Source organism: Enterobacter cloacae complex sp. IR5412 (assembly GCF_049237385.1).
Lineage (GTDB): Bacteria > Pseudomonadota > Gammaproteobacteria > Enterobacterales > Enterobacteriaceae > Enterobacter > Enterobacter intestinihominis.
Genome location: NZ_JBMKHQ010000009.1, coordinates 120,385 through 137,868 on the forward strand (window position 1 = coordinate 120,385; position 17,484 = coordinate 137,868).

Below are 17,484 nucleotides of genomic sequence, written 5' to 3' on the forward strand. Positions count from 1 at the left end.
GCATGTTAACAGAATGTTTTGCCTTTATTTGGCCCGTCAGATAAGGAACATTCATGTTACGGTACAGCCTCTTAACCGCCGGGCTCATGCTCGGCGCCTCCGCCTTTGCCGCCCCGGCAGGCGACCTTCCCTTAATGCCCTGGCCTGCGAAGGTTGAACGCCCGACCACGCAGGGTGCGCTGGTGCTTACCAATCAACTCACCGTGAGCGTCAGTGGCGACGATCTGGGGGATGCGGTCAACCGCCTGCGCCAGCGCATCGCCCTGCAAACTGGCTGGACGCTACAGCCGCAGGCCGAAAAACCTGACAAGCCAACCATCCGTATTTCCATCGCTAAAAAAGTGAAGCCGCAGCCGCTGCCGGACAGCGATGAGAGCTATAAACTCACGGTGGACGCCAACGGCGTAAATATCTCCGCCAACACCCGCTTCGGCGCGCTGCGCGCCATGGAAACCTTGCTCCAGCTGATGCAGAACGGTGCCGAAAACACCTCGATTCCGTGGGTTACCATTGAAGATTCGCCGCGCTTCCCGTGGCGCGGGCTGCTGCTCGATTCAGCGCGCCATTTCATCCCGTTACCCGATATCAAACGCCAGATCGACGGCATGGCCGCGGCTAAGCTCAACGTCCTGCACTGGCATTTGACGGACGATCAGGGCTGGCGCTTTACCTCGAAGCGTTATCCAAAATTAACCCAGCTTGCCAGCGATGGGCTGTTCTACACCCCGGAGCAGATGCGCGAGATTGTGCGTTACGCTGCCGAGCGCGGCATACGCGTGGTGCCGGAAATTGATATGCCGGGCCACGCCTCGGCGATTGCCGTCGCCTACCCGGAGCTGATGAGCGCGCCGGGGCCGTACGCCATGGAGCGCCACTGGGGCGTGCTTAAGCCAGTGCTGGATCCCACCAAAGAGGCGACCTATACCTTTGCCAACGCGATGGTCAGCGAACTGGCGGCGATCTTCCCGGATCCGTATCTGCATATTGGCGGCGATGAGGTTGACGACAGCCAGTGGAAAGCGAACGCTGCGATCCAGAGATTCATGCGCGACAACAAACTGGCGGACAGCCATGCGTTGCAGGCGTATTTCAACCGCAAGCTGGAGACGATCCTTGAGAAGCACCACCGGCAGATGGTTGGCTGGGATGAGATCTACCATCCCGATCTGCCGAAAAGCATTCTGATCCAGTCCTGGCAGGGACAGGACGCGCTGGGGCAGGTGGCGCAGAACGGCTATAAGGGCATTCTCTCTACCGGTTTCTACCTCGATCAGCCGCAATCCACCGCCTACCACTACCGCAATGAAATTGTGCCGCAGGGGTTGAACGGCGTGGATGTGATAGCAGACACCGACAGCGTCCAGAGCTGGGCTTTCTCGATGCCGCGTCTGAAAGGCAAGCCGGTGGAAGGCAGCTTTACGCTGGTGAAAGGCGATGCTGGCTGGCGCGGATTCATTGATTTTGCCGGGAAATCGCGTCGGGCGGTGGATAATATTCAGTGGCGGGACGACAATCAGGTAACGTTTACCGTTGATACCTGGATGGGTGAAACGCGTCCGGTCGTTTCTGTTGAGAACGATAAGCTCAGCGGCTATTTCCTGGTGGGTAACGCCCGCTACCCGATTAGCGGCACGCGTCAGGACGAAGTGCCGAAAGGCGTTCCGCCGGTGGTGCCGGACCCGGCGAACGAGGCCAATCTGCTCGGCGGTGAAGCCGCGCTGTGGGCGGAAAACGTAGTCGCGCCAGTACTGGATATCCGTCTGTGGCCGCGCGCCTTTGCGGTGGCGGAGCGGCTTTGGTCGGCGAAGGACGTCAACGACATCGACAACATGTATACCCGGCTCCAGGCGATGGACAGCTGGTCCACGGTATCGGTTGGGCTACAGCAGCATACCCAGCAGCAGATACAGTTCACGCGCCTCGCTAACAATGCGGATACCTTGCCGCTGCAAATCCTCGCCCAGGCGCTTGAACCGGCGCAGTATTACACCCGTCAGCATCTTAAGTTCCAGGCTGGAAACTATCATCAGTTTGAGCCGCTCAACCGGCTCGCTGACGCGCTAAACGCGGAAAGTGCGACCGTGCGTCAGATGAATAAATGGGCTGACCGTCTGGTGAGCGATGCGGAAGACACGGAGAGCGCCGACGCGCTGCGCCACGTCTTTAACCGCTGGCAGAACAACACCAGCGACGTGCTGGCCTTGAGCGAAAACAGCTATCAGTTGAAGGCCATCAAACCGGTAATTCAGGAGGTGGACAAGCTGGCCTCGATTGGCCTGCGGCTGACGGATCTGGTGGCGCGCCAGGGAACGCTGGATGAAAAAGAGATCGCGTCGATCCAGAGCGAACTGGATAACGCGGCGAAAATCCAGGACGAGGTGGTGATTGCGGCGGTGTACCCGCTGGAAACGCTGCTGCGTGCGACGCAGAATCAGTAGAAAAAAATACCCCTCTCCCCATAGGGGCGAGGGGCACTATCGGTACCCTCTCCCCTTTGGAGGGAGGGCCAGGCGAGGGGGCTCTATCGGTACCCTCTCCCCTTTGGAGAGAGGGCCAGGCGAGGGGGCTCGATCCGTTCCCTCTCCCCTTTGGGGAGAGGGTTAGGGTGAGGGGTAAGGTTTTTCCACTCAGTTCTTCAACACCCACGCCTCTTTCCAGTGCGCGCCAACGCCAGGCTCAAACTGGTTTGCGGTTGGGCTGTACTGCACGCAGTAGCCGCTGTACGGGAAAGGCTTACATTCGTAGGTCTTACCGTCTTTTGGCTGTAGTACCACGGTGCCCGCTTTGTACGAGGCGATATTGTCCGGGAAGGTAAAGTCGTGGTGGCCGGTGCTGTCCGCAGCCGCATCGCTTTCCAGCATCAGGTTCAGCACGTCCTGGGCGAACATCGTGCCGTCTTTATTGGTCGCGTAGTATTTCAGCATATGGTGTCCCGCCGTCACGTCAGTCAGCGTCATGGTTACGTCCTGATTGACGTTGTTCATGTCCTGCTTCAGGTAACCTTTTTCCGCACCGTGGTGGTTCATCACGTGTGCTTCAAAATTAACGTCACCCTGCGTGTTGACGTGGAAGGTGACGGTCGCGTTGCCATGTTCGATTTTGCTGTATTGCAGATCGGAAACGGCGATGGTCTCGCTCACCTGCGCTTTTTGCTCTTCATAGGAGATGGCAACGGATTTCAGCGTGCTGCCGTCTTTCACGAATACGCTGTTGGCGCCGTGAACCGGGCTGATGTCACCGGCTTCATCTTTAACACCGACGCGGACATCGCTCTGAGCGGTGTTGATCTTTTGCGCCAGATCGTAAGACCACTGGTTAGCGTCGCCTTGTTCAGCAGAGCCGATGGTCATTTCGGTACGCATGGCGGTCACTTCACCGTTGGCGTCGAAGAAGCGTGCGATAACCTTATCGCCCACGTTCAGGTTATTACCGGCAATCTGGCCGCTAAGGGTTTTGCTCCATTCGGAAACGATCGCAGGCGTTTCGTCCGGGGTTACGTTGCCACCATTCCCGAAATCAACGTCAATGGCCTGATAAAAGCTATTTGAGGTGTCCGCAATTTCCCACACGCCGTAAATAACCTGGTACCCCGTACGCGCAGGAACATTGCAAGTCATGGATTTTGTTACGGCTGGTGCCTGACTATTTCCGTTGATCGTACAGAATGGAGTTAATTCAAATTGATCGCGAGTCAGCGGCTTATTTGGATCCCAATTTTGTTTGGTGATGTAATAGCGCCAGTTAGTGGTTTTATGCGGTGCAGTATGATGCCAGACGAACTCATGCGGGCCTGCTGTTATCGGGTTTTTGGTCCAGGCATTCAGGCTTTGCTTATCCAGCTGAGAATACTGGGAAATACCTGCACTGGCGAGCTGGCCGTCCGGCGGCATAGCGCCGGTCGGGAAACCGGAAGTTTTTTCCACGCTCTGCGGTTCATACTGTACAGCGCCGCAATCAATATTTTGGCCAAGCTTACACATATAGGCGCGGCTGGCTGGAGATTCAATATAGCCGTGAGCAAATGCCGACGATGCAACGGTCACTGTCGCGAGGGCAAGTGCAATTTTTGAAATTTTCATTACTCATCCATTATTAGAGAATATTATCGGGTGGAGAAGCTTAATAATGGACGGTGCGATTTGTCATTTTATATGGAGAGTAAAAATAGTCGAAATAAAAAGGACAGCTAAGCTGCCCTTTCTTAATTGAATTGAATTAGCGACGTACGGCAATCGCTTCAATTTCAATTTTCACGTCTTTTGGCAGACGCGCCACTTCCACGCAAGAGCGAGCCGGGAAGGTCGCGTTGTGCTCGGTGAAGAACGCTTCGTAAGTGGCGTTAACGGTCGCGAAATCATTCAGATCTTTCACGAACACAGTGGTTTTGACGATATCGCCCACTTTCAGACCGGCAGATTCCACGATCGCCTGCACGTTTTCCAGCGACTGACGCGCCTGCGCCGCTACGTCGGCGGGTACTTCACCGGTTTTTGGGTTCACCGGGATCTGACCAGAAGTGATGATCATGCTGCCCAGATCAACGCCCTGAACGTATGGGCCGATAGCCGCTGGTGCATTTTCCGTCGCGAGTACTTTGCTCATTTTTTCTCCAGAATTACAGCGTTAAGAATGTTCCCGGCCATTATAACAGCCGGGATTTCATTACCAACCTCAATTAGTTGGCCAGCACCACATAATGAGAAAACTCTTTTTCGCAGTATTTGCATTTGAGTGCGATGTCATTGGCGCGTTTTTTCACTGCGAAACTGGAGGAAACCGGCTCAGCATGGCTGATGCAGTTGCTGTTCGGGCAGACCAGCACGCTTTCGATGCGATCCGGCAGGCTTGGGCGGGATTTGCCCACCACGTCGTAATCGTCGATGCGGTTAACCGTGGCGTCCGGCGCGTACAGCGACAGCTGGTTAACCTGCTCGTCGGTCAGGAAGGTGTTCTCGATTTTGATCAGGTCTTTACGGCCCATTTCGCCCGACGGCAGGTTCAGGCCGATGGTGATGCGCTGGTCCGTTTCGGTCAGTTTGAACAGCGTCAGCAGTTTAAAGCCCACCTGCGCAGGGATGTGGTCAATCACGGTGCCACGCTTGATGGCTTCAACCTGGAGTTTGTTATCGTGTGTCATGGTCGTCTCCCCTTACAGAGCTAATTCGCGATTCAGAACCAGTGCCAGTAACGCCTGGCGAGCGAAGATGCCGTTTCCAGCCTGCTGGAAGTACCAGGCGTGCGGCGTTTTGTCCACGTCTGTGGTGATCTCATCGATGCGCGGCAGCGGGTGCAGCACCTTCATATTGTCACGCGCGCCTTCAAGGTCGCTGGCGCGCAGCACGAACTGCGCCTTCACGTTGGCGTACTCGGACGGATCCAGACGCTCTTTCTGCACGCGGGTCATGTAGAGAATATCCACGTTGCCCATCACCTCTTCGATACTGGCGTGCAGGCTCCACGCGATGCCTTTCTCGTCCAGCATGTCGAGAATGTACTGCGGCATCGCCAGCGCGTCCGGCGCGATAAAGAAGAAGCGGTTGCCGTTAAATTTCGCCAGCGCCTGGGTCAGGGAGTGGACGGTGCGGCCATATTTCAGGTCGCCGACCATGGCGATGTTCAGGTTCTCAAGCGTGCCCTGCGTCTCCTGAATGGTGAACAGATCCAGCAGGGTCTGCGTCGGATGCTGGTTAGCACCGTCACCGGCGTTCAGCACCGGAATGCCGCCGGAAAACTCGGTCGCCAGACGCGCCGCGCCCTCCTGCGGGTGGCGCATCACAATCGCGTCAACGTAGGTACTGATAACCGAAATGGTATCCGCCAGGGTTTCGCCTTTTTTGCCCAGCGACGTGTTGCTGCTGTCCGAGAAGCCCACCACGCTCGCGCCCAGACGGTGCATGGAGGTTTCGAAGGAGAGGCGGGTGCGGGTCGAGGCTTCGAAGAAGCAGCTCGCAATCACCTTGTGCTTCAACAGCTCCGGTTGCGGATTGGCCTTCAGTTTTGCCGCGGTTTCCAGAACCAGTTCCAGCTCTTCGCGGCTGAGGTCGTTTATGGAAATGATGTGTTTTTGATAAAGCGGATTCATGTTTATCTCCTGACGCCGGGCAAAAAAAAGCCCCTCAAATGAGGGGCTCTGGGAATAGGTTTAGCAACGGGAAGAAAAACGGCAGGCCAGCGTCTGATTTCAGACGCGGTAAGACGTTATGTCGTACACGCTTGACCATGCTTCCTCCCGGCAAATTGTCGGGCATTATACGCAGCTCGCTTTTGGGATCAAGCGATTTAATGCACGCTTTACTCAATGCAAACGGTTCTTTGTGAATATTAATGCGTTCTGAGTAAATAATTAATTTGCTTATGCACCAGCGCGGTGCGCTTCACTACGCGGGGCGCGACCCAGACAATACTGCTCCCGGCCACTACACCTAAAATTTCCGGTAACTGGTGATAATCCAGAATACGCGCCACCGCGCGGCCATATCCGGCGACGGTATGGATAAGGATAAATTCGCTGTTGTGCTCCACGCTCACCACCATTTCAGAGACCGTACGCGCCGCGTCGGGGGCCGGGCGCAGCTGGGGATTCAGCGAATAAATCTTTAGCCCTTTGGCATTGCGAATTTTTATGACACCAAGCAACTTGAGCAGACGTGAAACGGTGGACTGGCTGATGGTCTCAAAACCACGCTCCTGTAAGTCACGGCGGATCTCTTCCTGGGAGAGATAGCTCTTTTCCGCGATCAGACGCTGGCAGACCGTTAGCTGTAGTTGCTCTTTGGGAGAGTACTCTTCGTAATCCATCATAGTTCCCATATCAGTTCCCGAAATAACCGGTGGCACCGCACCGATCCGTAGGCCGGATAAGCGCAGCGCCATCCGGCAAATCACAACAAAGCGCCCAGGCTTAACGCCACCATAATCACCACCGTTAAAATCCCCAGCAGCGGCGCGACCCATTTCAGATAACGCACGTAGGGCACGCGGGCGATAGCCAGCCCGCCCATCACGACGGCAGAGGTGGGAGTGATCAGGTTGACGATGCCGGACGCCGACTGGTAAGCCGTAACCACCAGGTCGCGGTTGACGTTAGCGAAATCGGCAAGGGGCGCCATGATCGGCATCGTCAGAACGGCCAGGCCGGACGAAGAAGGCACAAGAAACGACAGCACCACTTCCAGCCAGTACATCACGTTGATGAACGCCACCGTCGACAATCCGGTGACCATTCCCTCGGCGCTGTGCAAAATGGTGTGGGTAATCATGCCCTTATCCATGATCACTACGATACCGCGCGCGATGCCGATTATCAGCGCGACGCCCAGCAAATCTCGCGCGCCGTTGATAAAGGTTGAGGTCAGCTCCTCTTCGCTCATGCGGGCGATCAGCCCGACGATAATGGCACTGGCGAGGAACACCGCCGAAATCTCCGCCATCCACCAGCCCAGCACCGCCACGCCGTAGATCATCACCGCGAAGGCGAGGGCGAAGATCACCAGGATGAGTTTGCGCACCGGGGTAAATTCCAGCGACTGCTCGCCCTTGTTACCGAGAAAGTGGGCGAGATTTTCTTCCTGCTTATCCGCCACGATCGACAGCGACGGATCCTTGCGCACCTTGCGGGCGTAGCGCATTACCCACGCCACGCAGATGATCCAGCCGATCACCAGCAGCGCGATGCGTAGCATGATGCCGTTGGTGAAGGGGATCCCGGCGGCGTTGGCGGCGATCACCGTGGCGAACGGGTTGATGGTGGATCCGAGCGTGCCGATCCCCGCGCCGAGCAGCACGGTAGAGGCCGCAACCACCGGATCGAACCGCGCTGCCAGCATCACCGGCACCAGTAAGGTATAGAAGGGTAGCGACTCTTCGGCCATGCCGTAAATCGTGCCGCCGGCGGCAAACAGCGCCATCAGGATCGGGATCATCCACTCTTCGCGGCCGCGCAGCCGGGTGGTGACGCGTTCGATCCCGGCGTCTATCGCCCCGGTTTTAGTGACGATCCCGAGGAACCCCCCGATGATCAGAATAAACAGCGCCACGTCGATCGCCCCGGCCTGGCCGGACTCCGGATCGTACAGCCCGGCAATCGGCGCCATCAGCACGGAGACGAGCCCCTGCGGGTGCGCTGCCACGTGCGCGTAAGTGCCAGCAACCGGCACTTCTTTGCCGAGCGCCTCGTTCATCGCCATATGGTACTGCCCGGCCGGAACAATCCACGTCAGCACGGCAACCACGGCAATCAGAAAAAAGAGAATGGTATAAGCGGAGGGAAATTTGAACTTGCCCATGATGTTCTCCTGAACCCGGCGCACCCCGCGGCGCGCCGGGCGGTGATTAGTCGCCGAGTGTCGCCACCATGACCGCTTTAATGGTGTGCATGCGGTTCTCTGCTTCGTCGAAGACGATGGAGTTCGGGGATTCAAAGACCTCTTCCGTCACCTCCAGCCCCTTCAGGCCGTACGCCATCTCGATTTCGCGGCCCACTTTGGTATGTTCGTTGTGGAACGCCGGCAGGCAGTGCATGAACTTGACGTACGGGTTACCGGTGGCCTTCATCACGTCCGCATTAATCTGATACGGCTTCATCAGGCTAACGCGCTCGGCCCACGCCTCCTTCGGCTCGCCCATGGAAACCCACACGTCGGTGTAGAGGAAATCGGTGCCCTGCACGCCTTCTCCCACATCGTCGGTGAGGGTGATGCGCGCGCCGGTCTCTTTGGCAATGGCGCGGCACTGCTCAACCAGCCCGGCCTCCGGCCAGAAGGATTTCGGCGCCACAAGGCGGATATCCATCCCCATTTTGGCCGCGCCGACCATCAGCGAATTACCCATGTTGTTGCGCGCGTCGCCGAGGTAAGCAAAGCTCAGCTCCGGCAGGGTTTTGCCCGGAGAGTGCTCCAGCATAGTCATCAGGTCGGCAAGGATTTGCGTGGGGTGGAACTCGTCGGTCAGGCCGTTCCACACCGGCACCCCCGCGTATTCGCCCAGCTCCTCAACGATGGCCTGGCCGTAGCCGCGGTACTCGATGCCGTCATACATGCGGCCCAGCACGCGCGCGGTGTCCTTCATCGACTCTTTGTGGCCAATCTGCGAGCCGCTTGGGCCGAGGTAGGTGACCTGCACGCCCTGGTCGAACGCGCCCACTTCAAAGGCGCAGCGGGTGCGGGTGGAGGTTTTTTCAAAGATCAGGGCGATGTTTTTCCCGACCAGGGTTTGCTTTTCGCGCCCGGCTTTTTTGGCCGCCTTCAGCTCGATGGCGAGGTCGATCAGGTACTGGATCTCCGCCGGGGTGTAGTCCAGCAGTTTCAGGAAGTTGCGGTTTTTCAGGTTGATGGTCATGGGTAAATCCTTTTTAAAATTAATGTCTAAGACCTTACCCCTCACCCCAGCCCTCTCCCCAAAGGGGAGAGGGTGTAATCGTCCCCTCTCCCCTTTGGGGAGAGGGTTAGGGTGAGGGGAAATGGGTGCTCAGTTACGAATCAACGTGCCTTTCTCGCCCGCCAGGATCTCCGCGCCGTCGGCCAGCGCGCCGATCCCGGCAATGCCGTTGCAGGCTTCAACAAACTCGCGGCAGGCGGCCACTTTTGGCCCCATCGATCCGGCGTCGAACTGCATGCCTCTGAGCAGTTCCGGCGTGACCTGCGCCAGCGGGCGCTGGGTCGGTTTGCCCCAGTCGAGGTACACCGCGTCGGCATCGGTGAGGATCAGCAGGGCATCGGCCTCGATCTGCCGCGCCAGCAGAGCGGCGGAGAGGTCTTTGTCGATCACCGCCTCAATGCCGCGATAACCGTTGGCGTTTTCCACCACCGGCACGCCGCCGCCGCCGTTGCAGATGACCAGGTGGTCGCGCTGAATAAGCGCCGTAATGGCGTCGCTCTCCACGATGCGCTTCGGCTGCGGAGAGGGCACAACGCGGCGGAAATAGGCCCCGTCGACCTTGAACACCCAGCCTTTTTCCGCGGCCAGCGCTTTCGCCTGGGCTTCGCTGTAGACCGGGCCGATGTACTTGGTCGGGTTGCTGAACGCCGGGTCGGCGGCGTCCACTTCCACCTGCGTGAGCAGGACGCTCACCTCGCGCTGGGGCAGATTGTTTTTCAGCGCCTGCTGGAGCATGTAGCCGATCATTCCCTGGCTTTCTGCACCAAGAACGTCCAGCGGGTAGGGGGTAACTTTGTCGTAGGCGCTGTTTTGCAGCGCCAGCAGCCCGACCTGCGGGCCGTTGCCGTGCACCAGCACCACGCGCCATTGCTCCGTTAAGCCTGCGATGGTGCGGGCGGCCTGCTCGATGTTCTGACGCTGGATGTCCGCTTCCAGCGGCTCGCCGCGCTTGAGCAGCGCGTTGCCGCCAAGGGCCACAACCAGAGTGGGTTTTCGTTCCATGATGGCTCCTTTAAATTCCGTCGCGTTCCAGGGGGCAGCTCATGCAGCGCGCGCCGCCGCGACCGCGCCCCAGCTCGTCGCCCGGGATCGGCAGCACGGTGATGCCCGCCTTGTCGTATTTCTCGTTGGTCCAGACGTTGCGCTCGTAGCCGATCACCACGCCCGGACGGATGGTCAGGACGTTGTTGGCGTCGTTCCACTGCTCGCGTTCGGCTTCAAAGGCATCGCCGCCGGTGGTGATCAGGCGCACCTGGTTAATGCCGAGGGCTTTTTCGATGGCGTGCAGCAGGTCGGTTTCCTGAGTGCGCAGCAGGCCGCCGCGTCCGTCCGGGGTGAGCGTCCAGCACTGGGCGTCCTTGCGCACCACTTCCGGGTAAACGGAGAAAGTGTCCACGTCGATGTGGGTCATCACGGTGTCGAGGTGCATGCAGGAGCGGTGTTTTGGCAGCTCAACGGCGATCACGCGTTCGGCCTGACGATGTTTAAACAGGCTGTTGGCGAGGAACTCCACGCCCTGCGGCGTCGTGCGCTCTGACATGCCGATCAATACCGCCCCGCGGCCAATCACTAATACGTCGCCGCCTTCCAGGGTGGCGTGGTCGTAATTAATATTCTCGTCGCCGAAATACTTAATAAACTCGCCATCGGCAAATGCGGGGTGCCAGCGATATATTGCGCGCAGATTATTGGTTTCGCGCTGACGGGCCGGTTTCGCCATCGGATTAATGGATACGCCGTTATAAATCCAGCAGGAGGTATCGCGGGTAAATAAGTGGTTCGGCAGCGGTTTCATAATAAAATCATTCGCCGTGTGGGTATCGACCACCATATTTTTAATAGCCGCCGGAATTTCGCCGTAGGTTAATCCGCCGCTTAATCGGCGCGCCAGTTCGCGGTGCGGCATATCCGCCAGCCAGCCGCGGACGTCGCTGGCAAAGGCTGGGCCGAGGCGGTAGTCGGAGATTTGTGTTTCAAGAAGCCAGGCTTTTGCTTCCGCAATATCAAGCGTTTGCGTAAGAAGGTCGGTCAATAGCAGGACTTCCACACCCTGCTCGCGCAGCGTGTTTGCGAAGATATCATGCTCCTCTCCCGCCCGCTCAACCGAGAGCACGTCATCAAATAACAGCTCCTGACAATTCGATGGCGTTAAACGTTTAAGACTTAAATTAGGACGGTGCAGCATAACGCTACGCAATTGACCAATTTCAGAACCGACGTAATGCTTTTCCATAATTATTCCTTTAACTGTTTTTCAGAATAAAAAGGGCATGCGCCATGTGATGTGTTTAATTTCATGGCGGCTAAGCTCAATTGATTTCGTGATTCATAGTAGGCGCTTAAATAATGGTTATTGTGACGCTGCTCACGCGAAAACCGATATTGAGCAGTTTATTTTCAATTGCATGATTCGTATCAGATAATGATTAATTTCATATTATTACGGGATGAATAGCTAAGCAGGAACGGGTGGCAATATTTGAGGTTGTTATTGTTTTGTAGAATTACATGCTTTGAAATATTTAGTTATGCTGTTGATTTTAATGAATAAAATTTTGCCTCGAGAATAGCTATGCAATAATGACAGTTAACTATTTTTCACTTAAGAGAAATCGATAAATAATTATGGGGTTTTAAAGGAAATAACCGAAGTGATAAAGTGTGATGCAACAACAGGTTTTGTGAGTTACGTTTTAAATTCAGCGAGTTAGATAAGTTGCGTAAAGCTTAGGAAATGAGGTTATGCATAACGACTGCATAAATGCCTTTATGTAATTAACAGTGAATTAACACATTTTCCGATAAACATGCGCTGGCGCAAATCTTGTCTAAAAAGGGCTGGTATGGGAGAGGCGATTCTCGTATAAAAGATTAAAATGAAACAATGTTTTGATTTGAGGGTTGTATCATGATTATTGGCAATATTCATCATCTCCAGTCCTGGCTACCAGAAGAGCTGCGCCAGGCCATTGAGCACGTCAAGGCCCACGTCACCGACGCGACGCCGACCGGCAAGCACGACATCAGCGGCAACAGCCTGTTTTATCTGGTATCGGAGGACATGACCCAGCCGTTCGCCGAGCGTCGCGCTGAATACCATGCACGTTACCTGGATATTCAGATTGTGCTGAAGGGGCAGGAAGGGATGACCTTCAGCACCCTGCCGCACGGCACGCCGGACACCGACTGGCTGGCGGACAAAGACATCGCGTTCCTGCCCGAAGGCGAGCAGGAGAAAACCGTGGTGCTGAGCGAAGGGGATTTCGTGGTGTTTTACCCGGGCGAAGTGCATAAGCCGCTGTGCGCGGTGGGTGCACCTGCTAAGGTCAGGAAAGTGGTTGTTAAGATGCTGGTGGAGTAATTCCTTACCCCTCACCCTAACCCTCTCCCCAAAGGGGAGAGGGGACTTTACCACCCTCGCCCCTTTGGGGAGAGGGCCGGGGTGAGGGGTTAGCGGACATTATGTGATCCAGCTTAAACTTCCCGCACTCCCTCCTCATCTCCCATTTACCTGTGCTTTTTCTCCGTCATAGTATGATCGTTAAATTAATGAACACTGTTCTATAATGTAGAACAAAATGATTCAGCAATGAGATCACATGCCGCAGTCCGCGTTGTTCACGGGTATCATTCCCCCTGTCTCCACCATTTTTACCGCCGATGGCCAGCTCGATAAACCGGGTACCGCCGCGCTGATCGACGATCTGATCGCTGCGGGCGTCGACGGCCTGTTCTTCCTGGGCAGCGGCGGCGAGTTCTCCCAGCTCAGCGCCGAAGAGCGTAAAACCATTGCCCGGTTTGCGATCGATCATGTCGATCGTCGTGTGCCGGTCCTGATCGGCACCGGCGGCACCAACGCCCGGGAAACCATTGAGCTGAGCCAGCACGCGCAGCTGGCGGGCGCGGACGGCATCGTGGTGATCAACCCTTACTACTGGAAAGTGTCGGAAGCGAACCTGATCCGCTATTTCGAACAGGTGGCCGACAGCGTCACGCTGCCGGTGATGCTCTATAACTTCCCGGCGCTGACCGGGCAGGATCTGACCCCGGCGCTGGTGAAAACCCTCGCCGACTCGCGCAGTAACATCGTCGGCATCAAAGACACCATCGACTCCGTCGCCCACCTGCGCAGCATGATCCACATCGTTAAAGCGGCCCATCCACACTTTACCGTGCTCTGCGGCTACGACGATCATCTGTTCAATACCCTGCTGCTCGGCGGCGACGGGGCGATCTCGGCCAGCGGCAACTTTGCCCCACAGGTGTCGGTAAATCTTCTGAAAGCCTGGCGGGATAAAGACGTGGCGAAAGCGGCTGAGTATCATCAGACCCTGCTGCAAATCCCGCAGATGTATCAGCTGGATACGCCGTTTGTGAACGTCATTAAAGAGGCGATCGTGCTCTGCGGTCGTCCAATTTCTACGCACGTCCTGCCACCAGCCTCGCCGCTGGACGAGCCGCGTAAGGCGCAGCTGAAAACCCTGCTACAACAGCTCAAGCTCTGCTGAGCCGGACGATAACGATGACCATTGAGAAAATTTTCACCCCACAGGACGACGCGTTTTATGCGGTGATCACCCACGCGGCGGGTCCGCAGGGCGCGCTGCCGCTGACTCCGCAGATGCTGATGGAATCCCCCAGCGGCAACCTGTTCGGCATGACGCAGAACGCCGGGATGGGCTGGGACGCCAACAAGCTCAACGGCAAAGAGGTGCTGATTATCGGTACTCAGGGCGGCATCCGCGCCGGAGACGGACGCCCGGTTGCGCTGGGCTACCACACCGGACACTGGGAAATCGGCATGCAGATGCAGGCGGCAGCGAAGGAGATCACACGCAACGGGGGGATCCCGTTCGCGGCCTTCGTCAGCGATCCGTGTGACGGGCGCTCGCAGGGCACGCACGGCATGTTCGACTCCCTGCCGTATCGTAACGACGCGGCGATCGTGTTTCGTCGTCTTATCCGCTCTCTCCCGACGCGGCGGGCGGTGATCGGCGTGGCAACCTGCGATAAAGGGCTGCCCGCCACCATGATTGCGCTGGCCGCGATGCACGACCTGCCGACCATTCTGGTGCCAGGCGGAGCGACGCTGCCGCCGACCGTGGGGGAAGATGCGGGCAAGGTGCAGACCATCGGCGCGCGCTTTGCCAACCATGAACTCTCCTTGCAGGAGGCCGCCGAGCTGGGCTGTCGCGCCTGCGCGTCGCCGGGCGGCGGGTGTCAGTTCCTCGGCACGGCGGGCACCTCGCAGGTGGTCGCGGAAGCGCTGGGTCTGGCGTTGCCGCACTCCGCGCTGGCGCCGTCCGGACAGGCGGTGTGGCTGGAGATCGCCCGCCAGTCGGCGCGGGCGGTGAACGAGCTGGATAACCGCGGCATCACCACGCGCGATATCCTTACCGATAAAGCCATTGAAAACGCGATGGTGATCCACGCGGCGTTCGGCGGCTCCACCAATTTACTGCTGCACATTCCGGCCATCGCCCACGCGGCGGGCTGCACGATCCCGGACGTTGAACACTGGACGCGCGTCAACCGCAGGGTGCCGCGCCTGGTGAGCGTGCTGCCCAACGGCCCGGACTATCACCCGACCGTGCGTGCGTTCCTCGCGGGCGGCGTGCCGGAAGTCATGCTCCACCTGCGCGATCTCGGCCTGCTGCACCTGGATGCCATGACCGTCACCGGCCAGACGGTGGGCGAGAACCTCGACTGGTGGCAGAGCTCGGAGCGCCGTAAGCGCTTCCGCCAGTGCCTGCGCGAGCAGGACGGCGTGGAGCCGGATGACGTGATCCTGCCGCCGGAAAAAGCAAAAGCGAAAGGGCTGACCTCGACGGTCTGCTTCCCGACGGGCAACATTGCGCCGGAAGGATCGGTGATCAAGGCCACGGCGATCGACCCGTCGGTCGTCGGTGAAGATGGCGTTTACCGCCACACCGGCCGGGTGCGGGTGTTTGTCTCGGAGGCGCAGGCGATCAGGGCCATCAAGCGGGAAGAGATTGAGCAGGGCGATATCATGGTGGTGATCGGCGGTGGACCGTCCGGCACCGGCATGGAGGAGACCTACCAGCTCACCTCCGCGCTGAAGCACATCTCGTGGGGCAAAACGGTGTCGTTAATCACCGATGCGCGCTTCTCGGGCGTGTCGACGGGCGCCTGCTTCGGCCACGTGTCGCCGGAGGCGCTGGCGGGCGGGCCGATAGGCAAGCTGCGCGATAACGACATCATTGAGATTGCGGTGGACCGCCTGACATTAACAGGCAGCGTAAACTTTATCGGTACTGCGGACAACCCGCTGACGCCGGAAGAGGGCGCGCGCGAGCTGGCACGGCGGCAGGTGCATCCGGACCTGCACGCTCACGACTTTTTGCCGGACGATACCCGGCTGTGGGCGGCATTACAGTCCGTGAGCGGCGGCACCTGGAAAGGCTGTATTTATGACACCGATAAAATCATTGAGGTAATTAACGCCGGTAAAAAAGCGCTCGGTATTTAATTATTTTGTGAGAGAAAATCGTCTGCGGAAAATAGTCCGCGGGCGGTTTTTGCGTGTCTGCAATTTACTAATTTAAACAATAAGTTGCGATATATCGTTGACGTCACAAAAGCGAAATAACGTAATACAGAAATAAGATATGAGCATTGCTGGTTAATTGAACAGCTCATTACACTCCATTAACACGATGTTGTAATTCAGCACACTACATAAGGGTGTAATTCTGATGACGCAATTAACCATGAAAGACAAAATTGGCTACGGGCTGGGTGACACCGCCTGCGGCTTCGTCTGGCAGGCCACGATGTTCCTGCTGGCCTATTTCTACACCGACGTGTTTGGCCTCTCCGCGGGCATTATGGGGACGCTGTTTTTAGTCTCCCGCGTGCTCGACGCCGTGACCGACCCGCTGATGGGGCTGCTAGTAGACCGCACCCGCACGCGGCATGGCCAGTTTCGCCCGTTCCTGCTGTGGGGCGCCATCCCGTTCGGCATCGTCTGCATGCTGACCTTCTACACGCCGGACTTCTCCGCGCAGGGCAAAATCATCTACGCCTGCGTAACCTATATTCTGCTGACTCTGGTCTACACCTTCGTTAACGTCCCGTACTGCGCCATGCCCGGCGTCATTACCGCCGACCCGAAAGAGCGTCACGCCCTGCAGTCCTGGCGCTTCTTCCTGGCGGCGGCGGGGTCGCTCGCCATCAGCGGCATCGCGCTGCCGCTGGTCAGCATCATTGGCAAAGGCAACGAGCAGGTGGGTTATTTCGGCGCCATGTGCGTGCTGGGCCTGAGCGGCGTGGTGCTGCTCTACGTCTGCTTCTTTACCACCAAAGAGCGCTACACCTTTGAGGTGCAGCCGGGTTCGTCAGTGGCGAAAGACCTTAAGCTGCTGCTGGGCAACAGCCAGTGGCGCATCATGTGTGCCTTCAAGATGATGGCGACCTGCTCCAACGTGGTGCGCGGCGGGGCGACGCTCTACTTTGTGAAATACGTGATGGATCACCCGGAGATGGCGACCCAGTTTTTACTCTACGGCAGCCTCGCCACCATGTTCGGCTCGCTCTGCTCCTCCCGCCTGCTGGGCCGCTTCGACCGCGTTACCGCCTTCAAGTGGATCATCGTCGCTTACTCGCTGATTAGCCTGCTGATTTTCGTCACCCCGGCGGAGCACATCGCGCTGATTTTTGCCCTCAACATTCTGTTCCTGTTCGTCTTTAACACCACCACGCCGCTGCAGTGGCTGATGGCCTCTGACGTGGTGGATTACGAGGAGAGCCGTAGCGGACGCCGCCTCGACGGGCTGGTGTTCTCCACCTACCTGTTCAGCCTGAAGATTGGCCTGGCGATTGGCGGGGCGGTGGTGGGCTGGATCCTGGCGTACGTCAACTACTCCGCCAGCAGCAGCGTGCAGCCGGTCGAGGTGCTGACCACCATCAAAATTCTGTTCTGCGTGGTGCCGGTGGTGCTCTACGCGGGCATGTTCATCATGCTGTCGTTCTACAAGCTCACCGACGCCCGCGTGGAGGCCATCAGCCAGCAGCTGATCAAGCACCGCGCGTCGCAGGGCGAGGCCGTTCCCGACGCTGCGACAGCCGCATCCCATTAACCGGAGGCAA

At 57.7% G+C, this 17,484-nt stretch carries 15 protein-coding genes and 1 pseudogene; 6 read left to right on the forward strand and 10 right to left on the reverse strand.

Annotated features, from left to right (window positions below; translation table 11 throughout):
• Nucleotides 1–53: 53 nt before the first annotated feature.
• Complete coding sequence (locus tag ACOTX2_RS16780; protein WP_063148069.1) at nucleotides 54–2,438, forward strand: beta-N-acetylhexosaminidase; 2,385 nt, start codon at nucleotides 54–56, stop codon at nucleotides 2,436–2,438.
• 189 nt (nucleotides 2,439–2,627) lie between these two features.
• On the opposite strand, the gene gbpA is transcribed toward ACOTX2_RS16780, so the two are convergent.
• From gbpA to ACOTX2_RS16805, 5 genes are all read right to left on the reverse strand, one after another.
• On the reverse strand, nucleotides 2,628–4,079 hold the full coding sequence (gbpA, locus tag ACOTX2_RS16785; protein WP_063148070.1) for an N-acetylglucosamine-binding protein GbpA: 1,452 nt from the start codon (nucleotides 4,077–4,079) through the stop codon (nucleotides 2,628–2,630).
• Between the two features lie 136 nt (nucleotides 4,080–4,215).
• Nucleotides 4,216–4,602 (reverse strand): 2-iminobutanoate/2-iminopropanoate deaminase, encoded by a 387-nt coding sequence (ridA, locus tag ACOTX2_RS16790; RefSeq protein ID WP_003863373.1) that lies wholly within the window; start codon nucleotides 4,600–4,602, stop codon nucleotides 4,216–4,218.
• 73 nt (nucleotides 4,603–4,675) lie between these two features.
• Nucleotides 4,676–5,137: an aspartate carbamoyltransferase regulatory subunit gene (gene pyrI, locus ACOTX2_RS16795; protein WP_003863370.1), complete on the reverse strand. Its 462-nt coding sequence runs from the start codon at nucleotides 5,135–5,137 to the stop codon at nucleotides 4,676–4,678.
• 12 nt (nucleotides 5,138–5,149) lie between these two features.
• Complete coding sequence (pyrB, locus tag ACOTX2_RS16800; RefSeq protein WP_003863368.1) at nucleotides 5,150–6,082, reverse strand: aspartate carbamoyltransferase; 933 nt, start codon at nucleotides 6,080–6,082, stop codon at nucleotides 5,150–5,152.
• 34 nt (nucleotides 6,083–6,116) lie between these two features.
• Nucleotides 6,117–6,221 carry a pyrBI operon leader peptide gene (locus ACOTX2_RS16805; protein ID WP_022646880.1) on the reverse strand — a complete coding sequence of 35 codons (105 nt, stop codon included), beginning with the start codon at nucleotides 6,219–6,221 and terminating at the stop codon, nucleotides 6,117–6,119.
• On the opposite strand from ACOTX2_RS16805, the pseudogene ACOTX2_RS16810 reads away from it, so the two are divergent.
• Nucleotides 6,201–6,318, forward strand: a pseudogene (locus ACOTX2_RS16810) (hypothetical protein). The gene ACOTX2_RS16805 and the pseudogene ACOTX2_RS16810 sit on opposite strands and share 21 nt — an antisense overlap.
• A 3-nt stretch (nucleotides 6,319–6,321) precedes the next feature.
• Here the strand turns inward: ACOTX2_RS16810 and ACOTX2_RS16815 are convergent.
• The 5 genes from ACOTX2_RS16815 to arcA form a co-directional block, all read right to left on the reverse strand.
• Nucleotides 6,322–6,801: an arginine repressor gene (locus tag ACOTX2_RS16815; protein WP_003863366.1), complete on the reverse strand. Its 480-nt coding sequence runs from the start codon at nucleotides 6,799–6,801 to the stop codon at nucleotides 6,322–6,324.
• Nucleotides 6,802–6,881: 80 nt separating this feature from the next.
• A complete protein-coding gene (locus ACOTX2_RS16820; protein ID WP_022646882.1) occupies nucleotides 6,882–8,285 on the reverse strand; it encodes a YfcC family protein in 1,404 nt (467 codons plus the stop codon).
• 46 nt (nucleotides 8,286–8,331) lie between these two features.
• A complete protein-coding gene (gene argF / locus ACOTX2_RS16825) occupies nucleotides 8,332–9,336 on the reverse strand; it encodes an ornithine carbamoyltransferase (protein ID WP_100148640.1) in 1,005 nt (334 codons plus the stop codon).
• A gap of 129 nt (nucleotides 9,337–9,465) precedes the next feature.
• Complete coding sequence (gene arcC, locus ACOTX2_RS16830) at nucleotides 9,466–10,377, reverse strand: carbamate kinase (protein WP_022646884.1); 912 nt, start codon at nucleotides 10,375–10,377, stop codon at nucleotides 9,466–9,468.
• A 10-nt stretch (nucleotides 10,378–10,387) separates the two neighbouring features.
• Nucleotides 10,388–11,608: an arginine deiminase gene (gene arcA / locus ACOTX2_RS16835; RefSeq protein WP_023299194.1), complete on the reverse strand. Its 1,221-nt coding sequence runs from the start codon at nucleotides 11,606–11,608 to the stop codon at nucleotides 10,388–10,390.
• A gap of 675 nt (nucleotides 11,609–12,283) precedes the next feature.
• Here arcA and ACOTX2_RS16840 point away from each other — a divergent pair.
• From ACOTX2_RS16840 to ACOTX2_RS16855, 4 genes are all read left to right on the forward strand, one after another.
• On the forward strand, nucleotides 12,284–12,736 hold the full coding sequence (locus tag ACOTX2_RS16840) for a YhcH/YjgK/YiaL family protein (RefSeq protein WP_022646886.1): 453 nt from the start codon (nucleotides 12,284–12,286) through the stop codon (nucleotides 12,734–12,736).
• 238 nt (nucleotides 12,737–12,974) lie between these two features.
• Nucleotides 12,975–13,883, forward strand: coding sequence for a 2-keto-3-deoxygluconate aldolase (gene yagE / locus ACOTX2_RS16845; protein ID WP_063148072.1), 909 nt, complete (start codon nucleotides 12,975–12,977; stop codon nucleotides 13,881–13,883).
• Between the two features lie 14 nt (nucleotides 13,884–13,897).
• Nucleotides 13,898–15,865 carry a xylonate dehydratase YagF gene (gene yagF, locus ACOTX2_RS16850; RefSeq protein WP_063148073.1) on the forward strand — a complete coding sequence of 656 codons (1,968 nt, stop codon included), beginning with the start codon at nucleotides 13,898–13,900 and terminating at the stop codon, nucleotides 15,863–15,865.
• Between the two features lie 226 nt (nucleotides 15,866–16,091).
• Entirely contained in the window at nucleotides 16,092–17,474 is a 1,383-nt protein-coding gene (locus ACOTX2_RS16855; RefSeq protein WP_023299198.1) for an MFS transporter, read from the forward strand.
• Nucleotides 17,475–17,484: the final 10 nt, after the last annotated feature.

Excerpts from the sequence above, each read along its gene's own strand:
- ACOTX2_RS16780 (WP_063148069.1), top strand. The coding sequence starts at position 54 with ATGTTACGGTACAGCCTCTTAACCGCCGGGCTCATGCTCGGCGCCTCC.
- gbpA (WP_063148070.1), bottom strand. The coding sequence starts at position 4,079 with ATGAAAATTTCAAAAATTGCACTTGCCCTCGCGACAGTGACCGTTGCA.
- ridA (WP_003863373.1), bottom strand. The coding sequence starts at position 4,602 with ATGAGCAAAGTACTCGCGACGGAAAATGCACCAGCGGCTATCGGCCCA.
- pyrI (WP_003863370.1), bottom strand. The coding sequence starts at position 5,137 with ATGACACACGATAACAAACTCCAGGTTGAAGCCATCAAGCGTGGCACC.
- pyrB (WP_003863368.1), bottom strand. The coding sequence starts at position 6,082 with ATGAATCCGCTTTATCAAAAACACATCATTTCCATAAACGACCTCAGC.
- ACOTX2_RS16805 (WP_022646880.1), bottom strand. The coding sequence starts at position 6,221 with ATGGTCAAGCGTGTACGACATAACGTCTTACCGCGTCTGAAATCAGAC.
- ACOTX2_RS16815 (WP_003863366.1), bottom strand. The coding sequence starts at position 6,801 with ATGATGGATTACGAAGAGTACTCTCCCAAAGAGCAACTACAGCTAACG.
- ACOTX2_RS16820 (WP_022646882.1), bottom strand. The coding sequence starts at position 8,285 with ATGGGCAAGTTCAAATTTCCCTCCGCTTATACCATTCTCTTTTTTCTG.
- argF (WP_100148640.1), bottom strand. The coding sequence starts at position 9,336 with ATGACCATCAACCTGAAAAACCGCAACTTCCTGAAACTGCTGGACTAC.
- arcC (WP_022646884.1), bottom strand. The coding sequence starts at position 10,377 with ATGGAACGAAAACCCACTCTGGTTGTGGCCCTTGGCGGCAACGCGCTG.
- arcA (WP_023299194.1), bottom strand. The coding sequence starts at position 11,608 with ATGGAAAAGCATTACGTCGGTTCTGAAATTGGTCAATTGCGTAGCGTT.
- ACOTX2_RS16840 (WP_022646886.1), top strand. The coding sequence starts at position 12,284 with ATGATTATTGGCAATATTCATCATCTCCAGTCCTGGCTACCAGAAGAG.
- yagE (WP_063148072.1), top strand. The coding sequence starts at position 12,975 with ATGCCGCAGTCCGCGTTGTTCACGGGTATCATTCCCCCTGTCTCCACC.
- yagF (WP_063148073.1), top strand. The coding sequence starts at position 13,898 with ATGACCATTGAGAAAATTTTCACCCCACAGGACGACGCGTTTTATGCG.
- ACOTX2_RS16855 (WP_023299198.1), top strand. The coding sequence starts at position 16,092 with ATGACGCAATTAACCATGAAAGACAAAATTGGCTACGGGCTGGGTGAC.